The organism is Caballeronia sp. LZ035 (genome assembly GCF_031451175.1).
Classification (GTDB): Bacteria; Pseudomonadota; Gammaproteobacteria; order Burkholderiales; family Burkholderiaceae; genus Caballeronia.
Map to the genome: position 1 here is coordinate 1,309,690 of NZ_JARUXS010000003.1, position 23,451 is coordinate 1,333,140.

Consider the following 23,451-nt stretch of genomic DNA (forward strand, 5'->3'; position numbering starts at 1 on the left):
TCGGCTAATCAATTACTCAGGGCATGACCGGCGCGTGATAGGTCAGCGTCGGCGCAAGCACCCACAGCATGAACACCACCAGCGGCGTATGGATCACCAGTTGCGTGAACGTGAAACCCACCACGTCCTTCGCGCGCAGTCCGAGCACGCCGAGCAGCGGCAGCATCCAGAACGGATTGATCAGGTTCGGCAGCGCCTCGGCCGCGTTGTAGACCGTGACCGACCAGCCCAGATGCACCTGCAGCGCCTTGGCCGCCTCGATCACATACGGCGCCTCGATGATCCACTTGCCGCCGCCCGACGGCACGAAGAAGCCGAGCACCGCCGAATACACACCCATCACTGCAGGAAACGAAGCCTGCGACGAAATCGCGACGAAGAAATGCGCGAGATGCTCCGAGAGCGGCAAGCCGGCCGGCGCGGCGGCCTTGGTGAGGATGAACGCGATGCCGCCATACAGCGGGAACTGGATCAGCACGCCGGCCGTCGAGGGCACCGATTTCGCCACCGCATTCAGGAAGCGGCGCGGCCGCCAGTTGAGCAACATGCCCAGCAGGATGAACACGAAGTTGTACGTGTTGAGGTTCGAGATCGCGAGGAGCGGGTTCTTGGTCGTGAACTCATGCCCGATCCAGACGAGTCCGAGCGCCACCAGCAACACGGTCACGACAGGACTGTATTCGAGCCATTCGCCGGGGCGTGTGGGCTTCTCCATCTTGAGATCGATGTCGTCGAGCGACACGCCCAAATCCGCCGCCGTGCGCGCGCGCTCGCCGACCGGCGCGGAGAAGCCCGCGATCAGCAGCGAGGCGATCATCAGCACCGCGACCATCAGCATCGATTGCGGCAGGAAGATGGTTTCCGAGAACGGGATCACGCCGGTGATCGCGAGGAGTGTCTTCGGCAGGCTGTCCGGGTTGGCCTGCAACTGCGCCGCCGCCGAACTCAGGCCGAGCGCCCAGGTCGCGCCCATGCCGAGATACGCCGCCGCGCCCGCCGCGCGATAGTCCATGCGCATGTCGGTGCGGCGTGCGAGCGCGCGCACGAGCAGGCCGCTGAACACGAGGCTGATGGCCCAGTTGAACAGCGAGGTCGCGATACTGATGAACGCGACGAACATCACCGCGCCGCGTGCTGTCTTCGGCAGACGCGCGAGCGCCGCGATCATCTTCGAGGCCGGCGGCGACACCGCGACCACATAGCCGGAAATCGCGACGATGGCCATTTGCATCGTGAACGGAATCAGGCTCCAGAAGCCGTCGCCAAATGCGATTCCCACGCGTTGCACCGGCGCGCCGACCGTCATCGCCCCAATCGCGACGACGATCACCGCGACCGCGGCGAAGATATAGGCATCCGGGAACCATGCTTCGGCCCAGCGCGTGACGTTGGCCGCCATGCGTTCCATCAGGTTGCCCGGCCCGCCTTCGGGCCGTAGCGCTTTCGTCTGTGTGACCTGTTCCATTTTTTCCCTCTCCCCTGTTCGCGCGTTGGCGTGTTTAAGCAAAATCAGTTGATGACGCCGTCATGCATCGACGACGAGGTCCGACAGCGGAATCGCCTGGCACGCGAAGCACATGTCGGGTTCGTCGGGCGCGTGGCCCGACAGGTGATCGGTCGAACCGCGCGCAATCCGCACTGCGCAGCTCTCGCACTGGCCGACGCGGCAGCCGCTCGGCATCGCGACGCCCAGTCCTTCGGCGAAGGACAGCAGACTGCCGTCCACCGGCGTCCACTGCGCTACCTTGTGCGAGCGCGTGAATTCGACAGTGAAGCGCTGCGCCGCGTCGACGCGCGGCGCGGACGGCGAGCGGAACGCTTCCTTGAAGATGTCGAACGCGGGCACGCCACGCGCGACCAGGCCATCGGTCAGCGCGGTCATCATCGGTTCCGGACCGCAGAAGTAGAAGCGCGCGCGGCGGCGGATTAGGTCGTCACTCACGGCTGACGCGTCGAGATAGCCCGCGCGGTCGTAGTCGCGGCCCGCCATGTCCACGCCCTCGCGCGGATGCGCATAGCAGTCGAACACATGCAGGCCGGGCCACGTCGCGCGCAACGCGTCGATGCGCTCGCGGAACGCATGCGCCGCGCCGTGCCGGTTCGCATAGAAGAGCCAGACTTCGGGCCGCCGGCTGACGGGATCGATCGCCGCAAGCGATTCGAGATACGAGATGAACGGCGTGATGCCGATGCCGCCCGCGAACATCACCACCGGCTGACGCGAGCGCAGCGGCAGCACGAAGGTGCCGCCGGGCGCGCGCAGATCGACGCGATGCCCGATCTCCAGCGCCTCGTGAATGTGCCCAGACATCGCGCCTTGCGGCTGCTGCCGCACCGAGATGGTGTAGGTGCGCCGCGCCGGTTCGCTGGCGGCGCCGACGAGCGAATAGGCGCGCGTCGTGCCGCGTGCGCCGAGCGTCGGCACGTGTACCGTCACATGCTGGCCCGGCTGATAGTCCGGCAGCGCACCTTCGTCCTTCGCCGTGAAGGTGACCGTGCGTACGCCTTCGGCTTCGTCGTGCAGATTCGTCACGACGAATTCGCGCCAGCCTTGCCACGCGCGCCGCGTACGGTCGAATGACGGATCGGGCTCGATGTCGCACGCAAGCGCGCGCATCGGCATGGAGCCGCTCAGCGGATCGTGCCGCGCCGACGACACCAGATTGCTGAAGTTGCTGTTGATCTCGCCGAGCGCCGGAAAGCCCGGCATGCCGAGTTCGTCGCAGGCCTGCCACCAGCCGTATTCGGCGATCAGCACGTCGTCCGCGAGCGCTTCCTCGACGCGCGCGACGAAGCGTGCCTTGCCCTGCGCCGTGCGCAGGATGACCCAGTCATTCGACGCGACGCCCTTCTTCAGCGCCAAAGCGCGGCTCATCTCGACCAGCGGATACGGCGCGCGCTTGCGCAGACGTGTGACGCCGCGATGCTGGCTGTGACAGTAGTAGCCATTCTTGGTCGAAGTCAGCACGTAGGGATACGCGGCATCGCAAGCCGGAGCGGCCTGCGGCTCATGCACCGGCAGGGGCGGATAGCCATGGCGCAGCAGCTTTTCCGAATACAGTTCGACCTTCAGCGTTTCCGTACGGAAGCCGCGCACGCCGTCGGGCGTCGCTTTCGCGTATTGCTGCTCGCGCTGTTCGAGCGGCGGGCGGATGCCTTCCGGATGCGCCCGCAGCGTGTCCACATCGAGCCCGAGCGGCGCGAGCATGTGATTCCACCCCGCCTCGATGCTGCCGCCAAAGAACGCATCCTGCATGCCGAGCCGCTTCGCGAGTTCGAACACGATGTCGTAGTCGGCGCGGCTTTCGCCACGCGGCGCCACCATGCGCTGACGCAGTTGCACGAGTTCCACCGCGCGCTCGTCGATCTCGAAGCCGATCCGCAGGCCCTCGCGTTCCCACGGCGTGTTCACCGGCAGGAAGATGTCGGCGTAGCGCGACGACGGCGTTTCATACAGATCGCAATGCACGTGGAAATCCAGCGCGCTCAGCGCTGCGTGCGCGCGTTCAGTGTCGGGCTGCGACACCAGCGGATTGGTGCCGAACGCGAACAGCGCGCGCACCTTGTACGGCTCGCCTTCGATCATCGCGCGATACATGTCGCGCGCCGTGACCCAGCCTTGCGCGGGCGGTCCGAGCGGCCGCTCGGCCAGACCGAGCGCCTTCTCGCGCTGCTGCGGCGAAAGCAACTCGTAGGTGCTCACCGCATTGGCCGGCTGCTTGACGAACTCGCGGTTCGCACCGCGCTTGTCGAAGGCGCCGGTCAGCGCGTAGAGCGTAGCGATGGCGCGTTCGGTCTGCGTCGCGTTGGCCTGCTGGCCGACGCCGGACCACGCGTGATAGGCAATCCGCCGGCCCGGCGCGAGCAGCGCGGCGGCGCGCTTCAGGTCCGCCACCGCGACGCCGGTGAGCGTTTCGACATGTTCCGGCGTGTAGGCATCGAGCGCGCGCACATAGCAGGCGAAGGCCGGTTCGCATTCGACCGATGCCGTCGTGTACAACCCCGCCAGCGCGAAATCGTCGGGCGACGTGGCGCCTTCCTCGCCGAGCGCCTCCGCACGGCCGCGCGTGCCGTTCCAGATCACATAGCGGTTCTGCGGCGCGTGCGGATCGAGGTCGCGTTCGCGCAGGAACAGCCCAGTGTCGCGCCGCACGAGCAGCGGCGCGTTGGTCCACGCGCGCACGAAACGCGTGTCGATGTTCTGCGTCGCGATCATCTCGCGCGCGATGCCCAGCGCCAGCGCCGCATCGGTGCCGGGCCGCACGCGCAGCCAGACGTCCGCTTCACGCGCGAGCGCGGTCGGACGCGGATCGGCGACGATCAGCCGCGCGCCGTTGCGACGCGCCGCCGCGATCGCGTCCGCCTGCGCCAGCCAGGTGTTCGCCGGGTTCGTGCCCCACAGCATGATGACTTCCGAGTGGCGATAGTCCGCCGTCGGCATCCCGCAGCCGAACGTGAAGATGTGCGCGACGTCCTTGTGCCAGTTGCAGATTTCCGTCGCGTAGCAGATGTTCGGGCTGCCGTACGACCAGATAAAGCGCTCCACCCAGTCGATGCTGTCGCTCATCGGCGTGCCGCTCGGCGTGGTCACGCCGAACGCAACCGTCTCCGCGCCGTGCTCGCGGCGCAGCGCGTCAAGTTTCGTGGCGATCTCGTCCAGCGCCTCGTCCCAGCCGATGCGCACCCAGCCCGGATCGGCTGCACCCTTCGGCGCGGTGCGGCGCATCGGATGCAGGACGCGGTGCGGGCTGTGGACGAGTTCAGGCGCGGACTTGCCCTTCAGGCACATCGCGTGGCCGGTCGGGTGCTCGCGGTCGGGGCGCACTTCCGCGAGCATGCCGCCGCGCACGACGTTGACCGTGCCGCAACGCGAGCGGCACAGCGTGCAATAGCCCTTTTTTTCCTGAACTTCCATCTCGTCTCCGGATTTCATAGTCGCGATGCTATGGAATCAAAATGCAATGAAGAATTCATATTTCCGATTCAGCGATATAGAATTTTTAGATATTGCTCGCCCGCCATCACCGGATCGCCCCTATGCCTCGTCAGATCACCCTGCGCCAGATCGAATATTTCGTGTCCGTCGCCGACACCGGGCAGATCTCGCGCTCCGCCAACCTGTGCAGCGTGTCGCAGTCGTCGATGACAATCGCGTTGCAGAACCTGGAGGACACGGTCGGCGTAGCGCTGCTCGCGCGTCACGCCAAGGGCGTGCGGCTCACCGAAGCGGGCGTGCGCTTCCTGCGCCATGTGCAGCAGGCGCGGCAATCCGTGGACCACGCGGTGCTGGCGGCGCAGGAGGAACCGGGGCAGATCGCGGGGATGGTGCGCATCGGCGTGACCGAGACCATTTCCGCCTACCTGCTGCCCTCGATGATGGCGACGCTCACGCGCCGCTTTCGCAACCTCCAGGTGGAGGTGATCGAGCGCGAGCGGGAAGTCATCGAGCAACAGTTGCTCGCGGGCGATCTCGACATGGCGCTGCTGCTCGTCTCCAACACTGCGCTGCACGACGATCTCAAGGACGAGACCATCATGCGTTCGCCGCGGCGCCTGTGGACGCCGCCGGATCATCCGCTGCTCGACGCCCAGCGCGTCACGCTGGAAGACGTCGCGCGCGAGAACTATCTGCTGCTCGACATGGACGAGCACATCCAGACGGTTGCACGCTACTGGGGCAAGTTCGGCGTGGAGCCGCGCGTGCGCATGCAGAGCAAGTCGATCGAAGCGGTGCGCAGCCTCGTGGCGTTCGGCGAGGGCGTGACCATCCTGTCGGATCTGGTCTACCGGCCGTGGTCACTCGAGGGCAACCGCATCAGCAAGCGCGACTTGAGCGTGCCCGTGCCGACCATGGACGTCGGCGCCGTCTGGCGTCGCAATGATCCGCCCGGGCGGCAGGTGCGCACGCTGCTCGATGTCTTCAGGACATGGAAGCGCGCGGACTGACGCGTCGTTGCGAGCCTCTGCAAATTCGCGCGAACGCTATGGCGTTTTCAGCCGTCTTCGACTATTAGTAATTGGGTCACGCACGCCGCGTCCGTTTCAAACAGGACACGCGGCATGACGCATCATGCGCCGCTCTCTTACAAGCATTCGACCGACAACACCGGAGGCAGCCACGACCCATCACTTCCATCAGGCTCGCACGCGCTGACGTTGCAAGCTGGCCTGTCCAGCGCGTTCTCATCGCAAGGCGACACGGTCACGCACATGCGCATGGCCGGGATGACGTTCGCCTCCGCTTGAAGCGAAGCGGGCCGCCGTGGCGCACGTGTCATGGCGCGCCACGCCGCTCAACTGTCGGCCGTCCCAGAGGGGGAGGCGCCTATGGCGTTCGTGTCGGAACGGATACTGGACTGCGGCGGGTTGGCCCCACGGTCGCGCACCGGGCACGCCGTGCGGATGGCATCGCTTGCCGCGTGGGTGCTGCTGGCGCTGGCCGCCTGCAAGAAGCCGCCCCCCGAAGCACAGAAGCCCCCGGTCGACGTGACCGTCGTCACGGTCGCCGCCCAGTCCACGCCCGTCGAGTTCGAATTCACCGCGCAGACGCAGAGTTCGCGCGAGGTCGAGATACGCGCGCGCGTGGACGGCTTTCTCGAGAAGCGCCTGTACACCGAAGGCACGCTTGTCGCGGCGAACCAGATCATGTTCGTGATGGACAAGCGGCCGTTCGAGGCCGCGCTGCAAACCGCCAAGGGCGCGCTCTCGCAGCAGCAGGCGCGGCTCTACGTGACGCAGCAGAACCTGGCGCGCGTGAAGCCGCTCGCCGCGATGAACGCGTTGAGCAAGAAGGATCTCGACGACGCCATCGGCAATGAAAAGCAGGCCGAGGCCGCCGTCATCTCGGCGAAAGGCGAAGTGCAGACCGCCGAACTCAACCTGAGCTACACGACCATCCGCTCGCCGCTCAAGGGCCTCTCCAGCTTCGCGCGCGTGCAGGAAGGCAGCTACGTAACGCCGACGCAATCCGGCCTGCTCACCTACGTGTATCAACTGGATCCGATGTGGGTGAACTTCAGCATCTCGGAGAACGAGTTGCTGACGTATCGCGAGCAGATCCAGAAGGGCCTGCTGCGCTTTCCGCCTGAGAACAAGTTCGACGTGACGATCATCCAGGCGGACGGCTCCGTGTATCCGCAGACGGGTCGCATCGACTTCACGAATCCGGCCTTCAGCACCGATACCGGCACTTTCCTGGTTCGCGCGGTGTTCTCCAATCCGAAGGGCATCCTGCGGCCCGGCCAGTTCGTCAAGGCGCGGGTGTCGGGCGCGGTGCGGCCCAATGCCATCCTGCTGCCGCAGCGCGCCGTGCTGCAGGGCGCGAAGAGTCACTTCGTCTGGGTGCTCGACGAGCAGTCGAAGCCGCGTCAGCGCGTGGTGGAAGTCGGCGAGTGGCATGGCGACGACTGGTTCATCACGAGCGGCCTGCGCGCGGGCGAACGGGTGATCGTCGATGGCGCGATCCGCGTGTCCGCCGATTCGCAACTGCATGTGACGGGTGCGGCGCCTGCGGGCGCATCAGACGCGCAGGCCGCAGCCAGCGAGGCCGGCAAGTGATTTGATCAGACGACGTTCGGAAACTCGTCGCGCGGAAGAGGCCAATGAACATTTCACATTACTGCATCGACCGCCCGATCTTCGCGTCGGTCATCTCGATCGTCATCACACTGGGCGGCGCGCTGTCCATGCTGGCGTTGCCGACCGCGCAGTATCCCGACATCACGCCGCCGCAGATCACCATCTCCGCGACCTATCCGGGCGCAAGCGCCGACGTGGTCGCGAACAACGTCGCCGCGCCGATCGAGCAGCAGGTCAACGGCGCGGACAACATGATCTACATGAGCTCGTCGAGTTCATCGACGGGCAACCTGACGATCAACGCGTACTTCCAGATCGGCACGAATCCGGAACTCGCGCAGGTGGACGTGCAGAACCGCGTGAATCTCGCGCTGCCGCAACTGCCGCAGTCGGTGACCTCGCAGGGCGTGCAGGTGCAGAAGAAATCGCAGGCGTTCATGATGGTGATTGCGATCTATTCGCCCGACGAACGCTACGACGCCACCTACATCGCGAACTACGCCAACGTCTATGTGCTCGACGCGCTCAAACGCATTCCCGGGGCGAACCAGTCGAGCATCTTCGGCAACCCGGATTACGCGATGCGCATCTGGCTCAAGCCCGACCGCATGGCGCAACTCGGCATCACCGCCGCCGACGTGCAGCGCGCCGTCTCGAACCAGAACCAGCAGTTCGCGGTAGGCCGGCTGGGACAGTCGCCAACTGGCGCGCCCGTCGAACAGTCGTTCGCGGTGACGACTTCCGGACGCCTCACCGAGCCTTCCGAGTTCGAGAACATCATCATCCGCGCGCAGTCGGGCGGCGCGGCCATCGTGCGGCTGCGCGACGTGGGCCGCGCCGAACTCGGGCAGAAGGACTACTCCATCCGCAGCCGCTTCCAGGGCAAGCCCGCGACGGTGCTCGCCGTGTACCAGCAGCCGGGCGCCAATGCGCTCGATGTATCGAAGCTGGTGCGCGCGCAGCTTGCCGAGATGAAGAAGACCTTTCCGGAAGGCATCGACTACCAGATTGCGATGGACACGACGGAGTTCACGCGCGCGTCCATCACCGACGTCGTGCATACCTTCTTCGAGGCCGTCGTGCTGGTGGTGATCGTCGTGTTCGTGTTCCTGCAAAGCCTGCGCGCAACGCTGATTCCGGTGCTGGCGGTGCCGGTGTCGATTGTCGGCACTTTCATGGGCATGGCGGCGCTGGGCTTCTCCATCAACATGCTGACGCTGTTCGGCATGGTGCTCGCCATCGGCATCGTGGTGGACGATGCGATCGTCGTGATCGAGAACGTCGAGCGCAACATGACGGTGTTCAAGCTCGATCCGAAGACCGCCGCCAAGAAAGCCATGGATGAAGTGGCGGGACCGGTGGTCGCCATCGTGCTCGTGCTGTGTGCGGTGTTCGTGCCGGTGGCCTTCCTCGCCGGCATCACCGGGCAGATGTACAAGCAGTTCGCGATTACCATCGCCATCTCGGTGGTGATCTCGGGTCTGGTCGCGCTCACCTTGTCGCCGGCCCTCGCCGCGCTGCTGCTCAAGCCCGGGCATCACGAGAAAAAAGGCTTCTTCCGCTGGTTCGACCGTCAGTTCGAACGCATGACGCACGGCTATACGCGCGCGGTGCGGCTCGTGATCCGGCGCTTCGTGATCGGGCTGTGTATTTTTGCGGGCGTGATTGCGCTCGCCGTCGTGATGATGCGCGATATTCCCACCGCCTTCCTGCCGCCCGAAGACCAGGGTTATCTGCTGGGCGCGGTCATCATGCCGGACGCGGCCTCGCTCGACCGCACCGGCGCGGTGTCCGAGCGCGTCACCGATTACTTCATGAAGCAGCCGGCGGTGGGCAGCATCACGACCGTCGACGGCTTCAGCATTCTCGACAGCCAGAACAAGAATAACTCGTCGACGTTCTTCGTCGGCCTCAAGAGCTTCGACGACCGTTATACGTCCGCGAAGATCCGCACCGAGAACGCGCGCGCCGTGCTGATCGACGCTTACAAACATCTGTCGCAGATTCGCGAAGGCATTGTGATCCCGCTGAATCCGCCGTCGATCCCTGGTCTCGGCACGACCGGCGGCACCGAGATGTGGATCCAGAGCAAGGGCGATGCGCCGATCGCGCAGTTCGCAGCGCTCGTGCAGGACTTCGTCGAGCGGGCGAAGCAGCGGCCGGAACTGACGGGCGTGACGTCCACGTTCAACGCGTCGTCGCAGCAATTGCTGGCCGATGTGGACCGCGACAAGGCCGAGACGCTCGGCGTGCCGGTGGAGGACGTCTATAGCGCGATGCAGACCATGTTCGGCTCGCTCTATGTGTCGCAGTTCAACCGTTCGAGCCGGCTGTGGCAGGTGATATTGCAGGCGGAGCCGTCGTATCGCATCAAGCCCGACGATCTCACGCAGATCTTCGTGAAGAGCAAGACCGGCAACATGGTGCCGCTCAAGGCGGTGGTCAACACGCGCTATGTCACCGGCCCCGATCTCATCACGCGCTTCAACAACTTCCCGGCGGTGAAGATCACAGCGAACGCTGCGCCCGGTTATGCATCGGGACAGGTGATCCAGGCGCTCGAAGCCGTGGCGGCATCGCTGCCTTCCGACTACGGCATCGCGTGGAGCGGCGAGGCCTATGAGGCGAAGCAGTCGGGCAGCAGTTCGGCGCTGGTGTTCGTGTTCGGTCTCGTGATGGTGTTCCTGATCCTCGCGGCGCAATACGAGAAGTGGAGCCTGCCGGTCGGCGTGCTGATGGCGGTGCCTTTCGCGATCTTCGGCGCGCTGCTCGCGATCCTGCTGCGCGGCCTCAACAACGACGTGTACTTCCAGATCGGCCTGACGATGCTGGTCGCGCTCGCGGCGAAGAACGCCATTCTCATCTTCGAGTTTGCCGTGCTGAACCGCGAGGCGGGCAAGTCCGTGCTCGACGCCACCATGATCGCGGCCGAAGAACGCCTGCGCCCGATCGTGATGACCTCGCTCGCGTTCATTCTCGGCTGCGTGCCGCTCGCCATCGCGACGGGCGCTTCGGCGAACAGCCGGCATTCGATCGGCACGGGCGTGATTGGCGGCATGCTCGGCGCCACGGTGATCGCGGTGTTCTTCATCCCGATGTTCTTCTTCGTGCTGGAAACGATGTCGGAACGCTCGGCGAAGAAGAAAGCCGATGCGCCGCCCAAGGAACAGGGAGACTGACATGCGCCGGCTCCCCCTCGCCCTGTCGGGTCTCGTCATGACGCTGATGCTCGGCGGCTGCCTGCTCGGGCCGAACTATTCGCGCCAGCCGGTGGAAACGCCCGCGAATTGGCGCTTTGCCTCAGGCGAAACCGCCGATACCGCCAACACCGAATGGTGGAAGCAGTTTCAGGATCCGGTGCTCGACGAGTTGATCGACACGGCACTGGCGAACAACAAGGACGTGAAGATCGCGGCGGCGCGCATCGACCAGTTCATGGGCCAGTTCGTGACCACGCGCGCGGCGCTGTTCCCGCAGGTGTCGGCGGGCGCGACGGCCTCGCGCCAGCGTGCCTCGCAAGCCGGGCCGCAGCCTTTGGCCGGCTTCGGGCCGGTCTTCAACGACTACGAGGTGTCGGTGTCCGCCGCTTGGGAACTCGACGTGTTCGGGCGCAACCGGCGGCTGACCGAGTCGGCGCGTGCGAATCTGCTGTCGAGCATCGAAGGGCGGCGGGCAACGATTCTCTCGCTGGTGGCGTCGGTGGCTTCGTCGTATCTGAATCTGCGCAGTCTGGACAAGCAACTGGAAATCGCCAAAGCGACCACTGACAGTCGCGCCGAATCCGTGCATGTCTTCACGCTGCGCTTCGAGGGCGGCGAAGTCTCGCAGATGGAGCTTGCGCAAAGCCAGTCCGAATACGAAGCCTCGCTCGCCACGATTCCCCAGCTCGAAACGTCCATCGCACAGCAAGAGGACGCGTTGTCGATTCTGCTCGGCGACAATCCCGGTCCGATCCTGCGCGGCCGCACGCTCGGCGAGATGGCGACGCCGGTTATTCCAGCGGGCCTGCCGTCCGATCTGCTCGAGCGGCGGCCCGATCTGCTGCAAGCCGAACAGGATCTGGTCGCGGCCAATGCGCTGATCGGCGCGGCGCGCGCGCTGTACTTCCCGCAGATATCGCTGACCGGCCTGCTCGGCACGGCGAGCGGGCAGTTCTCGTCGTTGTTCACGGGGCCGTCGCGCGTCTGGTCGTTCGCGGGGCAGGTCACGCAGCCCATCTTCACGGCGGGCAACATCTCGGGACAGGTGCAGTCGGCCGAGGCGCAACAACGCGGCGCGCTGCTGACTTACCAGAAGGCGATCCAGGTCGCGTTCCAGGAAGTCGACGACGCGCTCATCGCCTCGACCAAGCTGCACGAGCAACTCGAAACGCAGGGCCGTCAGGTCACGGCGCTGTCCACCTATTCGCGCCTCGCGCGGGCGCGTTATGAAGGCGGCTACACGAGCTATATCGAAGTGCTCGATGCCGAGCGCAGCCTCTTCAACGCCCAGCTCTCGCTGACGCAGACGCAGGCGGCTGCGCTGGTGTCGTTCGTCACGTTGTACAAGGTGATGGGCGGCGGCTGGGTCGTCGCCGCCGACAAGCTCACGACGCAGCAAGGCGCCGCGCCGTCTGCGTCATCTACTCCGCAGACGGTGCAATGAACACGCCCGCTTCCGGCCGCGCGCTGATCGCCTGCCACGAATGCGATCTGCTCCAGCATGAACACGCGGTGCCGCCGGGCGGCACGCTGCGCTGCTGCCGCTGCCGCGCGGTGCTGTACCGCAGGCGCGAACCGGGCTTCGACCGCGCCCTCGCCTTCGCGCTCGCGGCCTGCGTGCTGTGGCTCATCTCGAACGCGTGTCCGATCGTCGGCTTGTCGGTGAACGGCGATCTCGTGGAGACCACGCTCATCGGCGCGGTGCGGGTGCTGTATCGCGACGGCATGTGGCCGCTCGCCGCGCTCATCTTCTTCACGACGATCCTGATGCCCGCGTTGCAGGCCATCGGCATGGTGTGGCTGCTGCTGCCGCTGTTCCTCGGGCGCGTGCCCTGGCGCGCGGACACCGTGTTCCGCCTGCTGCGCGTCGCGCGCGAGTGGGGCATGACCGAAGTGCTGATGCTCGGCCTGCTGGTCGCGCTGGTGAAGCTTGCCCATATCGCCTCGGTGGTGACGGGGCCCGCGCTGTGGTCGCTGGCGGCGTTGATGGCCTTGCTGGTCGCGGCGGCCTCGGCCTGTGACGAACGCGCCATGTGGATGCGCATCGACGGCGCGCCGCCCGGCCTGCCCGCCGGCACGCCGTTGCGCGGTCCCATCGCGGCGGCGAGCGGCATCTGCGTCTGTCACGACTGCGGCCTCTCTACCGCTGGCACGCGCAGGCACGAACGGCTCGTTTGCCCGCGCTGCGGCGCGCATTTGCATCTGCGCAAGCCGGGCAGCCTGTCGCGCACGTGGGCGTTTCTCAGCGCGGCGGCGCTCCTCTATATCCCCGCGAACCTGCTGCCGGTGATGAACACCAGCTCGCTGTTCGGCGCGGAGAAGGACACGATCATGAGCGGCGTCGCGTATCTGTGGCAGTCGGGCTCGTGGCCGCTTGCCATCGTCGTGTTCATCGCGAGCGTCGCCGTGCCGATGCTCAAGATCCTCGCCATCGGCTATCTTGCCGCCAGCGTCAATCTGCGTTCGACCCAGCGCAACCCGCTGCGCGCGCGTCTCTATCGCATCGTCGAGTTTGTCGGCCGCTGGTCGATGCTCGATATCTATGTCATCGCCGTGCTGGTCGCGCTCGTGCAGTTCAGCGCGCTCGCCACCATCGCCGCGGGGCCGGCCGCGATTGCGTTCGGCGCGGTCGTCGTGCTGACGATGTTCGCCGCGATGTCGTTCGACCCGCGCCTGATCTGGGATCCGCCGCCGGATGCCCGCGCGGAGGCTGCGCGATGAACACGCCGAACGACATGCCCGACGCCGAAGTCGTGCCGAGAAAGCGCTGGCGCATTCCATGGGTATGGGTGGTGCCGGCGGTCGCGCTGCTGATCGGCGTGTGGCTGGCCGCGCAGGCCGTGCTCGAAAAAGGTCCGACCGTCACCATCACTTTCAAGAGCGGCGAAGGACTCGAAGCAGGCAAGACCAAGATCAAGTTCAAGGACGTGGACATCGGCCAGGTGAAGTCCGTCACGCTCTCGAAGGACTACACGCACGTGGTCGCGACCGCCGATCTCACGCGCGACGCCGCCAACATGCTCGTCGAGGACACACGCTTCTGGGTCGTGCGGCCGCGCGTGGCGGGCGGCTCGGTATCGGGCATCGGCACGCTGCTGTCAGGCGCGTATATCGGCATGGATATCGGCAGGACGAAGCGCGACCGGCGTGATTATGTCGGACTGGAAACGCCGCCGGTGTTCGCGAGCGACGTGCCGGGCCGGCAGTTCGTCCTGAAGGCCAGCGATCTCGGCTCCGTGGATGTCGGCACGCCGGTGTTCTTCCGGCGCCTGCAAGTGGGACAGGTGACGTCGTTCGAACTGGATCGCGACGGCAGTGGCGTCACGCTGCATGTGTTCGTCAACGCGCCCTATGACCGCTATGTGAACGCCGATTCGCGCTTCTGGCAGGCGGGCGGCATCGACGTCACGCTGGGCACCGACGGCCTCAAGGTCAACACGCAGTCGCTGGTATCGATCCTGATTGGCGGCCTTGCGTTCGAAACGCCGGCCGTTTCGCTCAGCTGGGCCGAAGCGCCCGCCGATACCGTCTTCAATCTCTTCGCGACGCGCGCCGATGCGCTGCGCGTGCAGGAACGCATCGTCGAGACGTATGTGTTCAACTTCCAGGGTTCGGTGCGCGGGCTGGCCGTGGGCGCGCCGGTGGAGTTTCGCGGTATTCAGATCGGCGAGGTGTCGGCCATCTATACGCGCTTCGATGCGGCCACGAAGCAGATCAGCATACCGGTCGAAGTGAAGCTGTATCCGGAACGCTTCACGTCGCGCTTCGCGAATGCGCCCCCAAAAAGCGGCCGCATGGTCAGCGACCCGAAGGCGCTTGCGGACTTTCTCGTCGAACGCGGGCTGCGCGGGCAATTGCGCACGGGTAGTCTGCTGACGGGGCAGTTGTATGTGGCGATGGACTTCTTCCCCGCCGCGAAGCAGGCGAGCGTCGACTGGAACCGCACGCCGCCCGAACTGCCGACCACGCCGAGCGGCCTCGATTCATTGCAGGACTCGATCAACCGCATCATGACGCGTATCGATAAGCTGCCGATCGAGCAGTTGACCGCGAGCGCACAGAAGACGCTCAACGCGACGAGCCTGCTGATGCAGGGCCTCAATACGGATGTGCTGCCGCAAGCGGCAGCGACGCTCAATGCCGCCCGCAGCGCGCTCGATGCCGCGCACGCCACGCTTAGCCCGGATTCAGGCTTGCAGCAGGACACGGCCGAAGCAGTCCGCGAACTGACGCGCACGGCGGCCTCGTTCCGCAATCTCGCCGATTATCTTCAGCAACATCCTGAAGCGCTGCTGCGCGGCAAGCCGGAGGAGAAAAAATGATGCCGCGCGTTCTCATGGTGCTTGCGGTCGCGGTGGTCTGCGCAGGATGCGCGTCGCCGCGTGCGAGCTTCTATCGACTGAGTCCGGATGCGGCTTCGGCCACGGCGGGCGCAAGTCCGATTCAGCAGGCGGTGATCGTCGGTCCGGTGACGGTGCCCGAACTCGTCGACCGCCCGCAGATCGTCACGCGCAGCACGAACAACGAAATCGCGATCAACGAATATGCGCGCTGGGGTGAACCCTTGAAGAGCGGCATCGCGGATGCCATTGCCGGCAATCTCGGCCTGATGCTCGGCTCGGACCGTGTCGCTGTGGCGTCGCGCGCAGCGGCCGATGCGCGGGCGTGGCGCGTGCGCGTCGATATCCAGCAGTTCGAATCCGTGCCTGGCGAAGCGGTCGTGATCGACGCGCGCTGGTCCGTGCGCCGCGACAACGACGGCAGCACTGCAAGCAATGCCAGTGGCCGCACATTCGTGCGCGAACCGGTGAACGGCGGCGACACCGACGCGCTGATCGCCGCGCATGACCGTGCGCTGGCACAAGTGAGCCGGGATATCGCGGCGGCCATCCGCAACAGTCACTGAATCGTGTAGCCGCGTCCCTGCATGCACGCCGACCACGCGCGATAGTACGTCGACATCGCGCCCTGACTTTGCGATTGCGCGTTTGCCTGCTCGGCGCGCTTCGCCTGACGCGCACGCGCGCCGCCCGCCATCGTGCCCGCTACCGCGCCGGCGGCTGCGCCCTTGCCTGCATCGCCCGCGATGGCGCCAATGGCCGCACCACCCGCCGCTCCACGCGCCGCGCCTCCGAGACGCTGGCCGCCGTGCCCGGCTTGTGCGCTCTGCGAGCTTTGCGCGCCGGTCGTGGCGGGATTGGCCGGATCCACGCCCGTGTTGCTCTTTGCCCAGCTATAGCAGGCGCCGTCGTCGCTCTGCTGCTTCTGCGCGCTCTGCCCCTTGGCGGGATAGGCGATCGGCTTGCTCTGGGCGATGACATCGAGCGCGATCATGACCAGCACGATCGCGCAGCACGTCCGTACGTTCCTTGCTCTCATGGCGACTCCTTGCGTGAGTGGCGGAGGCTCGATGGTCTGTCAGGATGGGATGGATTGAACGGCGCGGCGGGTCGTGCGCGCCTGTGTGTTGTTGAACTGATAGTGCCGTGCGCCGCCCATGTCAATGGGCGACGCAGTGAGGTCAGCGCGCCATGCCGCGCGGTATGTGCACTGCTGCATGAGCGGCCACTTCGCAGCCCAGCACGAGATCCGCCTCGGACGTGTCTTCGATGAAATCGTGACTGACGCCGCCGATGCTCGGCACGAACAGCATGCACGCCGGAAGATGCGGCGCGATCACCTGCGCATCGTGCGACGCACCGCTCGGCATGGCCTCCCAACGCCCGGGCGCGAGCGCTTCGGCGGCATCGGCGAGTTGCGCTTGAAGCGCTGCATCCATCGTCACGGGATCTTCGGGCGGTTCGGTATCGAGGAATTCGACTTTTACTTTTTCCTTTGCGTTGAAGTCGCTTATTAGCGCAGCGAGTGCAGCTTCCATCGCGTGCAGACGAGCCAGGCTCGCATCGCGGAATTGCAGCGACAAGTCAGCGCAGCCGGGCACGATGCTGAACGATCCGGGATCGAGATCGATGCGGCCCACTGTCCACACGGTATCGGCATCGGCGAGTTGCCGGAACGCTTCGTCCATGCGCCCGATGAAGGCCACCAGTGCGGCGCCCGCGTCGCGGCGGATCGACATCGGCGTGGTGCCCGCATGGTTGCGCTGTCCGGTAAAGCGCAGCCTGAGTTCGCGAATACCGACGATGGTCGTCACCACGCCAATCGACTTGCCATGCGCCTCCAGTCGACCGCCCTGCTCGATATGCGGTTCCAGGTAGGCGCTGTGGCGCGTCTTGTTGAGCTGCACGCGTGGCCGGCCTGCGAGTCCCGCCTGTTCGATTGCATCGCGCAGCAGCAGGCCGTCGCGGTTGCGCGCGTGGTCGAGTGCATCGTCGATAGAGGCACCCACGAAACTGCGGCTGCCCAGAAAGCCCGAAAAGCTGCCTTCTTCGTCCATCCATGACGCGACATCCAGCGCGAGATGACGCGTGCTGTCGCATTCGGCCAGCGCCCGCACGATCTCCAGCCCGTAGATCACGCCGAGCGCGCCGTCGAGCCAGCCGCCGGTGGGCTGCGTGTCCGTGTGCGAGCCGATCAACAGCGCCGGGCCCGGATTGCGTGATTGCCCGAAGACGTTGCCGACGCCGTCGATGGTCGCGGACAGCCCCGCTTCCTCCATACGCCGCGCGAGCCAGCGCCGTGCGTCCATATCGATTGGCGACAGCGCCAGACGCACAACGCCCGTTCCCGTCGCGCCGAAGCTGCGCAGCCGTTCGAGATCGTCGATCAGCCGCTTGCCATTGATCTTCGGCATCAGCTTTGCCATGCGGCGCCGTCCGGATAGCGATGATGCGCGAGCGACTCCGCGTGCATCTCGATGCTATAGCCCGGACGCTGCGGCGGCATGTAGCGGCCGTTACGGATTACGACAGGATCGAGAAAATGCTCGTGCAGATGATCGACATATTCGAGTACGCGGTTTTCCAGCGAGCCCGACACGCAGATGTAATCGAACAGCGAAATGTGCTGCACGTATTCGCACAGTCCCACGCCGCCCGCATGCGGGCAGACGGGCACGCCGAACTTCGCCGCCATCAGCAGCACGACGATCACTTCGTTCAGTCCGCCGAGACGGCAACTGTCCACCTGACAGAAATCGATGGCCTGCGCCTGCAACAATTGCTTGAACAGCACGCGGTTCTGGCAGTGCTCACCCGTTGCCACACCGATGGAACCCAGCCGCCGACGAATCGACGCGTGGCCAAGGACATCGTCGGGACTTGTGGGTTCTTCGATCCACCATGGGTCGAACTCCGCTAGACGTCGCATGTTCGCCACGGCTTCATCGACTTCCCAGACCTGGTTTGCATCCATCATCAGCTTCGAACCGGGACCGATCTCTTCACGCAGGATGCGTGCGCGCCGCACGTCTTCTTCGAGATTGCCGCCGACCTTCTGCTTGAAATGCGTCCAGCCCTGCGCGACGCCTTCGCGCGCGAGGCGGCGAATCTTGTCGTCGTCATAGCCGAGCCAGCCCGCCGATGTCGTGTACCCCGGATAGCCTTGTTCAAGCATCTCCTTCTCGCGCTGGCCGCGCGTCTTTTCATGGCGTCGCAGCAACGCAATGGCTTCGTAAGGCGTGATGGCGTCCGTCACGTAACGGAAGTCGAGACAGCGCACGAGCTGTTCCGGTGTCATGTCCACCAGCAGCTTCCACACGGGCTTGCCTTCCGCCTTCGCCCACAGGTCCCATGCAGCGTTCACGACCGCAGCGGTGGCGAGATGGATCGCGCCCTTGTCCGGACCGATCCAGCGCAACTGACTGTCCGATGTGAACGCGCGCCAGAACGCACCCATGTCCGACGTGATCTCCTCCAGCGTCTTGCCGACGATCAACGGCGCAAGCGCCTGCACCGCCGCCACGCAGATCTCGTTGCCGCGTCCGATGGTGAACGTGAGACCGTGACCCATCAGGCCCTGGGGCGCATCGGTGGCGAGCGTGACATAGGTGGCCGAGTAGTCCGGCGCGGCGTTCATGGCGTCGGAGCCATCGAGTGAACGCGATGTGGGAAAGCGGATGTCCTGAACGGACAGGCCGGTGATCGTAGTCATCTGAAAGCGCTCCTGAGCGAAGACCTGAACGAAGACGAAGCGGAGGAACCGGATTGAAGCTGCGGGAAAACACCATGTATCGTGCGCCGAATCACCCGCTTTCCCAAACTGAGAGATGCACCATGACTTCGATCATGTCTTAGCGGGTTTATACGCATTCGGCACGCGTTGACAAGGCTGCTCCGGCTTCCTAGCATGCTAGCATCTTCATCGCAAAGCAAGCATGCCGTGAGTACTTCCTCCGATACCGCGAGCGTCATCAGCAATCCCTACGATGCCTTGCACAAGATCAAGAGCGGCGACCGGGGCAGCCTCACCGACGCCGTCGAGGCCGCGTTGCGTGAAGCCATCGTGACGCTTGCGCTGGAGCCCGGCTTGATGATCGACAAGCTCGCGGTCTGCGACCGCATGGGCGTGTCGCGCTTTCCGGTATCCGCCGCGCTGGCGCGCCTCGAACATGCGGGGCTCGTCGAAGTCCTGCCGCAGCGCGGCACGCGGGTGAAGCCCATCGCGCTGGAAGATATCCGTCAGCATCTGTTCATTCGCAGCGCGCTCGAAGTCGAGACCGTGCGCGGTGTCGCGAAGCTGCGCGACAGCGCCGTGCTCGATGCCCTCGCGCTCAATCTCGATCAACAGCGCAGCACGATTGGAAACGGCGAGCGTCTCGCGTTTCATGAACTGGACCTTGCTTTTCACGAGATCCTGCTCGACGCCATCAAGCTGCCGCGCGTAAAGGAAATCGTCGCGGTATCGCGCAGTGCGCTGGATCGCGCGCGGCAGTTGCTGGCGAGTCCCGAGCGTGTTGCGCATACGTTCGCCGAACACGAGCGCATCTTCGAAGCTGTTCGCAGCGGCAAGGCTGAAGCCGCCGGGCGGGCCATGCATGACCATCTGGATCAGGTGGTGGCCGAACTGCGGCGTTCGGCAGCGGAACGGCCGGACCTGTTCGCGCCGTGAGCCTGCATGAGCGCCGCCCTCGACGATGCCAACCGGAACAGGACCCGAAGCCATTCCCATGACACCCCCGCTCATATCGGTCAGCAAGCTCTGCAAGCGCTTTCCCGGCGTGCGCGCGCTGCACGAGGTTCAGTTCGATCTCAAGCCAGGCGAAGTCCACGCGTTGATGGGCGAGAACGGCGCAGGCAAGTCGACGCTCATGAAGATTCTCGCAGGCGTCTACACGCGCGATTCCGGCGACATGTTGCTCGACGGCCAGCCGGTCGAGTTCACGAGTCCGCGCGAGGCGCAGGCGCTGGGCATCGGCATCATTCATCAGGAACTGCAACTGATGAATCACCTGAGCGTCGCGCAGAACATCTTCATCGGGCGTGAGCCGCGCAAGTGTCTCGGCCTGCTGCTCGACGAAGACACGCTCAATGCCGCCGCGCGCGAGATCCTTGCGCGCATGCATGTGAAGCTCGATCCGCGCACGATCGTGGACACGCTCACCGTCGCGAGTCAGCAGATGGTGGAGATTGCCAAGGCGCTGTCGTTCGATTCGCGCGTGCTCATCATGGACGAGCCGACCTCCGCGCTCAACGATGCCGAGATTGCCGAACTGTTCCGCATCATTCGCGAGCTGAAGGCGCATGGCGTGGGCATCGTCTATATCTCGCACAAGATGGACGAGCTCAAGCAGATCTCCGACCGCGTCACCGTGATGCGTGACGGCGAATATGTCGCCACGGTTCACACGGCGGAGACGAGTGTGGATACGATCATCGGCATGATGGTCGGGCGCACGCTCACGGATCTGACCTCGTTCCTCGGCGGATCGGATCAGGGCGAGGTCGCACTCGAAGTGAAGCATCTGAACGCGGGGCCGCTGGTGCGCGACGTGAGCTTCACACTGCGCCGCGGCGAGATTCTCGGCTTCGCGGGCCTGATGGGCGCGGGGCGCACCGAGGTCGCGCGGGCGGTGTTCGGCGCGGATCCGATCCAGTCCGGCGAGATTGTCGTGAAGGGCGTGCCGGCGGCCATCAGGAAGCCGAGCGATGCCGTGCGGCGCGGCATCGGCTATCTCTCGGAAGACCGCAAGCGCTTTGGCCTCGCGACGGGCATGGACGTGGAATCGAACATCGTCATGTCCAATCTCGGCAAGTTTCTCAGCGGACGCGTGTTCCTGCGCCGCTCGAAGATCCGCAAGACCGCCGCGCATTTCATTCGCCTGCTCGCGATCCGCACGCCCTCGCCCACGCAACCGGTGCGGCTGCTCTCGGGCGGCAACCAGCAAAAAATTGTTATCGCGAAGTGGCTTGAACGCGATTGCGACGTGCTGTTTTTTGACGAGCCGACACGCGGTATCGATGTCGGCGCGAAGAGTGAAATCTACAAGCTGCTGCGGTCGCTGGCGCAACAGGGCAAGGCGATCGTGATGATCTCGTCGGAACTGCCGGAAATCCTGCGCATGAGCGACCGCATCGTCGTGATGTGCGAGGGGCGCATCACTGGCGAACTGTCTTCGGGCGACGCGACGCAAGAACGCATCATGGAACTCGCGACGCGGCGCGAATCTTTGCAAGCGGCGTGAGCCGCAAAGGGTCGATCACATGACACAACCAACGGATAGCGCCGCGCTCGCCAGCGAGGGACGCACAAGCAGCCTGCGCGCGCGGGTCTTCACACCCACGGCGCTGCAAAAGCTGCTGGCGTTCGCCAGCCTGATCCTGTTGCTGGTTTTCTTCAGCTTCGCGTCGCCCGCCTTCATGCAGATGGACAACATCCTCGGCATTCTCCAGGCAACGGCAGTGAACGGCGTGCTGGCCATTGCGGCCACCTTTGTCATCATCACGGGCGGCATCGATCTCTCGGTGGGCACGCTGATGACCTTCACCGCCGTGATCTGCGGCGTGTTCCTCACGTACTGGCACATGCCGATGGCCATCGGCGTGATTGCGGCCATCATCACTGGCGCGATCTGCGGCACGGTGTCCGGCACGCTGACCGCGAAGATGAAGATTCCGCCGTTCATCGCGACGCTCGGCATGATGATGCTGCTGAAGGGGCTTTCGCTGGTGGTGTCGTCGGACAAGCCGATCTACTTCACCGACACCGAGAACTTCTACATGATCTCGCAGGACTCGCTGATCGGCTATTTTCTGCCGAGCGTGCCGATTCCCAATGCAGTGCTGATCCTGTTCTTTCTCGCCATTGTCAGTTCGATCACGTTGAATCGCACTGCGCTGGGACGCTATACGTTTGCGCTCGGCAGCAACGAGGAAGCCGTGCGCTTGTCCGGCGTGAACGTGGACCGCTGGAAGATCGCCATCTATGGGCTAGGCGGCGCCATTTGCGGCATTGCGGGGCTGCTCATCGCGTCGCGGCTGAATTCGGCGCAACCGGCGTTGGGCCAAGGTTATGAACTCGATGCCATCGCCGCCGTGGTGATTGGCGGAACCTCGCTTTCCGGAGGCTCGGGGACGATTCTGGGAACCATCATCGGCGCGTTCATCATGAGCGTGCTGACCAATGGCTTGCGCATCATGTCCGTCGCCCAGGAATGGCAGATCGTGGTGACGGGCCTCATCATCATTCTCGCGGTGTACGCGGATATCTTGCGGCGCAGGAAAAGCAGCTGAACTTTAATTGCCTGTCAGACCAACAAAGGGAAGCATCGAACCCAAGGAGGAGACTTACCATGCTGAAAAGAACCATCACCGGAGTGCTGGCGGGCGTATTTGCCTTGGCTGGAACGGTTGGCGTCGCGCAGGCGGACGAGCCGTACATTCCGCTTATTTCCAAAGGATTCCAGCATCAGTTCTGGCAAGCCGTGAAGGCGGGCGCGGAGCAGTCGGCGAAGGAACAGAAAGTCCGGATCACGTTCGAAGGACCGGAAACGGAAGCGATGGTCGACAAGCAGATCGATATGCTTTCGGCGGCGCTCGCGAAGAAACCGCAGGCTATCGGCATTGCGGCGCTCGATAGCAAGGCCGCGCTTCCGTTGCTCAAGCGCGCGCAGAACAACAAGATTCCGATCATCGCGTTCGACTCGGGCGTGGATAGCGATATTCCGTTGACTACTTGCTCAACGGATAACCTGGCGGCTGCGGCGCTTGCTGCGGACAAGATGGCCGAGGCGATCGGGAATGCGGGGGACGTTGGGGTGATCGTGCACGATCAGACGAGCCGCACGGGGATTGATCGGCGGGATGGGTTTCTGAATCAGATGAAGGCCAAGCATCCTGGGATCAAGATCGTTTCCGTTCAATACGGTGGAGGCGATCACTTGAAATCCGCTGAGATCGCTAAAGCCATGATTCAGGCCAATCCGAATATCAAAGGCTTGTTTGGGGCGAATGAAGGGTCGGCAGAAGGCGCGGCAATCGGCGTGAAGGAGTCGGGCAAGAAGCTCGTGCTGATCGGCTATGACTCCGGCAAGGAGCAGAAGGAAGACATCATGTCCGGGTTGATGTATGGGGCGATTACGCAGAATCCTGTTGGGATCGGCAAGTGCGTCGTGGATTCGGCCGTCAAGGCGATGAAGGGGGAGAAGCTGCCCAAGACGGTCGATACCGGGTTTTATTGGTACGACAAGGGGAATATGAACGATCCGAAGATCAAGGCGGTTTTGTATGATTGAGTTGGGTTGATCGTAGTCGGTCGTGCCGAGGGAACGCATCGG

Annotated in this window: 17 protein-coding genes; 12 read left to right on the forward strand and 5 right to left on the reverse strand. The window is 64.7% G+C overall.

Features of this window, described 5'->3' with window-relative positions; genetic code table 11:
- Nucleotides 1–16: 16 nt before the first annotated feature.
- Together QCE88_RS28645 and QCE88_RS28650 are read right to left on the reverse strand one after the other, a co-directional pair.
- Nucleotides 17–1,465, reverse strand: coding sequence for a TIGR00366 family protein (locus QCE88_RS28645; protein ID WP_309908255.1), 1,449 nt, complete (start codon nt 1,463–1,465; stop codon nt 17–19).
- Nucleotides 1,466–1,525: 60 nt separating this feature from the next.
- Nucleotides 1,526–4,915 (reverse strand): molybdopterin-dependent oxidoreductase, encoded by a 3,390-nt coding sequence (locus QCE88_RS28650; protein ID WP_309908256.1) that lies wholly within the window; start codon nt 4,913–4,915, stop codon nt 1,526–1,528.
- Nucleotides 4,916–5,037: 122 nt separating this feature from the next.
- On the opposite strand from QCE88_RS28650, the gene QCE88_RS28655 reads away from it, so the two are divergent.
- The 8 genes from QCE88_RS28655 to QCE88_RS28690 all read left to right on the forward strand — a co-directional run bounded on the left by QCE88_RS28655 (nt 5,038) and on the right by QCE88_RS28690 (nt 15,684).
- Entirely contained in the window at nt 5,038–5,946 is a 909-nt protein-coding gene (locus tag QCE88_RS28655; RefSeq protein ID WP_309908257.1) for a LysR family transcriptional regulator, read from the forward strand.
- Nucleotides 5,947–6,060: 114 nt separating this feature from the next.
- On the forward strand, nt 6,061–6,246 hold the full coding sequence (locus QCE88_RS28660) for a hypothetical protein (RefSeq protein ID WP_309908258.1): 186 nt from the start codon (nt 6,061–6,063) through the stop codon (nt 6,244–6,246).
- Between the two features lie 81 nt (nt 6,247–6,327).
- Nucleotides 6,328–7,557 (forward strand): efflux RND transporter periplasmic adaptor subunit, encoded by a 1,230-nt coding sequence (locus tag QCE88_RS28665; RefSeq protein ID WP_309908259.1) that lies wholly within the window; start codon nt 6,328–6,330, stop codon nt 7,555–7,557.
- 44 nt (nt 7,558–7,601) lie between these two features.
- Entirely contained in the window at nt 7,602–10,757 is a 3,156-nt protein-coding gene (locus QCE88_RS28670) for a multidrug efflux RND transporter permease subunit (RefSeq protein WP_309908260.1), read from the forward strand.
- Between the two features lies 1 nt (nt 10,758).
- The gene (locus tag QCE88_RS28675) at nt 10,759–12,222 is read left to right on the forward strand and encodes an efflux transporter outer membrane subunit (RefSeq protein ID WP_309908261.1); all 1,464 of its coding nucleotides are present in this window, start codon (nt 10,759–10,761) and stop codon (nt 12,220–12,222) included.
- Nucleotides 12,219–13,499 (forward strand): paraquat-inducible protein A, encoded by a 1,281-nt coding sequence (locus tag QCE88_RS28680; RefSeq protein ID WP_309908262.1) that lies wholly within the window; start codon nt 12,219–12,221, stop codon nt 13,497–13,499. Before QCE88_RS28675 ends, QCE88_RS28680 begins: the two co-directional genes overlap by 4 nt.
- Nucleotides 13,496–15,100: an MlaD family protein gene (locus QCE88_RS28685; protein ID WP_309908263.1), complete on the forward strand. Its 1,605-nt coding sequence runs from the start codon at nt 13,496–13,498 to the stop codon at nt 15,098–15,100. The genes QCE88_RS28680 and QCE88_RS28685 overlap by 4 nt, the downstream gene beginning before the upstream one ends.
- Entirely contained in the window at nt 15,097–15,684 is a 588-nt protein-coding gene (locus QCE88_RS28690; protein ID WP_309908264.1) for a PqiC family protein, read from the forward strand. Before QCE88_RS28685 ends, QCE88_RS28690 begins: the two co-directional genes overlap by 4 nt.
- Here QCE88_RS28690 and QCE88_RS28695 read toward each other — a convergent pair.
- The 3 genes from QCE88_RS28695 to QCE88_RS28705 all read right to left on the reverse strand — a co-directional run bounded on the left by QCE88_RS28695 (nt 15,678) and on the right by QCE88_RS28705 (nt 18,830).
- Complete coding sequence (locus tag QCE88_RS28695; protein ID WP_309908265.1) at nt 15,678–16,157, reverse strand: hypothetical protein; 480 nt, start codon at nt 16,155–16,157, stop codon at nt 15,678–15,680. The two genes, QCE88_RS28690 and QCE88_RS28695, sit on opposite strands and share 7 nt — an antisense overlap.
- A gap of 142 nt (nt 16,158–16,299) precedes the next feature.
- The gene (locus tag QCE88_RS28700) at nt 16,300–17,532 is read right to left on the reverse strand and encodes a Zn-dependent hydrolase (protein WP_309908797.1); all 1,233 of its coding nucleotides are present in this window, start codon (nt 17,530–17,532) and stop codon (nt 16,300–16,302) included.
- Nucleotides 17,532–18,830 carry an L-fuconate dehydratase gene (locus QCE88_RS28705; RefSeq protein ID WP_309908266.1) on the reverse strand — a complete coding sequence of 433 codons (1,299 nt, stop codon included), beginning with the start codon at nt 18,828–18,830 and terminating at the stop codon, nt 17,532–17,534. Before QCE88_RS28705 ends, QCE88_RS28700 begins: the two co-directional genes overlap by 1 nt.
- A 195-nt stretch (nt 18,831–19,025) precedes the next feature.
- On the opposite strand from QCE88_RS28705, the gene QCE88_RS28710 reads away from it, so the two are divergent.
- The 4 genes from QCE88_RS28710 to QCE88_RS28725 are packed head-to-tail and all read left to right on the forward strand — an operon-like array spanning nt 19,026 to nt 23,409.
- Nucleotides 19,026–19,787, forward strand: coding sequence for a GntR family transcriptional regulator (locus tag QCE88_RS28710; RefSeq protein ID WP_309908267.1), 762 nt, complete (start codon nt 19,026–19,028; stop codon nt 19,785–19,787).
- 58 nt (nt 19,788–19,845) lie between these two features.
- Nucleotides 19,846–21,360 (forward strand): sugar ABC transporter ATP-binding protein, encoded by a 1,515-nt coding sequence (locus QCE88_RS28715; RefSeq protein ID WP_309908268.1) that lies wholly within the window; start codon nt 19,846–19,848, stop codon nt 21,358–21,360.
- A 19-nt stretch (nt 21,361–21,379) separates the two neighbouring features.
- Nucleotides 21,380–22,408: an ABC transporter permease gene (locus tag QCE88_RS28720; protein WP_309908269.1), complete on the forward strand. Its 1,029-nt coding sequence runs from the start codon at nt 21,380–21,382 to the stop codon at nt 22,406–22,408.
- 59 nt (nt 22,409–22,467) lie between these two features.
- Nucleotides 22,468–23,409 (forward strand): ABC transporter substrate-binding protein, encoded by a 942-nt coding sequence (locus QCE88_RS28725; protein WP_309908270.1) that lies wholly within the window; start codon nt 22,468–22,470, stop codon nt 23,407–23,409.
- Nucleotides 23,410–23,451 lie beyond the last annotated feature (42 nt).

Excerpts from the sequence above, each read along its gene's own strand:
- QCE88_RS28645 (WP_309908255.1), bottom strand. The coding sequence starts at position 1,465 with ATGGAACAGGTCACACAGACGAAAGCGCTACGGCCCGAAGGCGGGCCG.
- QCE88_RS28650 (WP_309908256.1), bottom strand. The coding sequence starts at position 4,915 with ATGGAAGTTCAGGAAAAAAAGGGCTATTGCACGCTGTGCCGCTCGCGT.
- QCE88_RS28655 (WP_309908257.1), top strand. The coding sequence starts at position 5,038 with ATGCCTCGTCAGATCACCCTGCGCCAGATCGAATATTTCGTGTCCGTC.
- QCE88_RS28660 (WP_309908258.1), top strand. The coding sequence starts at position 6,061 with ATGACGCATCATGCGCCGCTCTCTTACAAGCATTCGACCGACAACACC.
- QCE88_RS28665 (WP_309908259.1), top strand. The coding sequence starts at position 6,328 with ATGGCGTTCGTGTCGGAACGGATACTGGACTGCGGCGGGTTGGCCCCA.
- QCE88_RS28670 (WP_309908260.1), top strand. The coding sequence starts at position 7,602 with ATGAACATTTCACATTACTGCATCGACCGCCCGATCTTCGCGTCGGTC.
- QCE88_RS28675 (WP_309908261.1), top strand. The coding sequence starts at position 10,759 with ATGCGCCGGCTCCCCCTCGCCCTGTCGGGTCTCGTCATGACGCTGATG.
- QCE88_RS28680 (WP_309908262.1), top strand. The coding sequence starts at position 12,219 with ATGAACACGCCCGCTTCCGGCCGCGCGCTGATCGCCTGCCACGAATGC.
- QCE88_RS28685 (WP_309908263.1), top strand. The coding sequence starts at position 13,496 with ATGAACACGCCGAACGACATGCCCGACGCCGAAGTCGTGCCGAGAAAG.
- QCE88_RS28690 (WP_309908264.1), top strand. The coding sequence starts at position 15,097 with ATGATGCCGCGCGTTCTCATGGTGCTTGCGGTCGCGGTGGTCTGCGCA.
- QCE88_RS28695 (WP_309908265.1), bottom strand. The coding sequence starts at position 16,157 with ATGAGAGCAAGGAACGTACGGACGTGCTGCGCGATCGTGCTGGTCATG.
- QCE88_RS28700 (WP_309908797.1), bottom strand. The coding sequence starts at position 17,532 with ATGCCGAAGATCAATGGCAAGCGGCTGATCGACGATCTCGAACGGCTG.
- QCE88_RS28705 (WP_309908266.1), bottom strand. The coding sequence starts at position 18,830 with ATGACTACGATCACCGGCCTGTCCGTTCAGGACATCCGCTTTCCCACA.
- QCE88_RS28710 (WP_309908267.1), top strand. The coding sequence starts at position 19,026 with ATGCTAGCATCTTCATCGCAAAGCAAGCATGCCGTGAGTACTTCCTCC.
- QCE88_RS28715 (WP_309908268.1), top strand. The coding sequence starts at position 19,846 with ATGACACCCCCGCTCATATCGGTCAGCAAGCTCTGCAAGCGCTTTCCC.
- QCE88_RS28720 (WP_309908269.1), top strand. The coding sequence starts at position 21,380 with ATGACACAACCAACGGATAGCGCCGCGCTCGCCAGCGAGGGACGCACA.
- QCE88_RS28725 (WP_309908270.1), top strand. The coding sequence starts at position 22,468 with ATGCTGAAAAGAACCATCACCGGAGTGCTGGCGGGCGTATTTGCCTTG.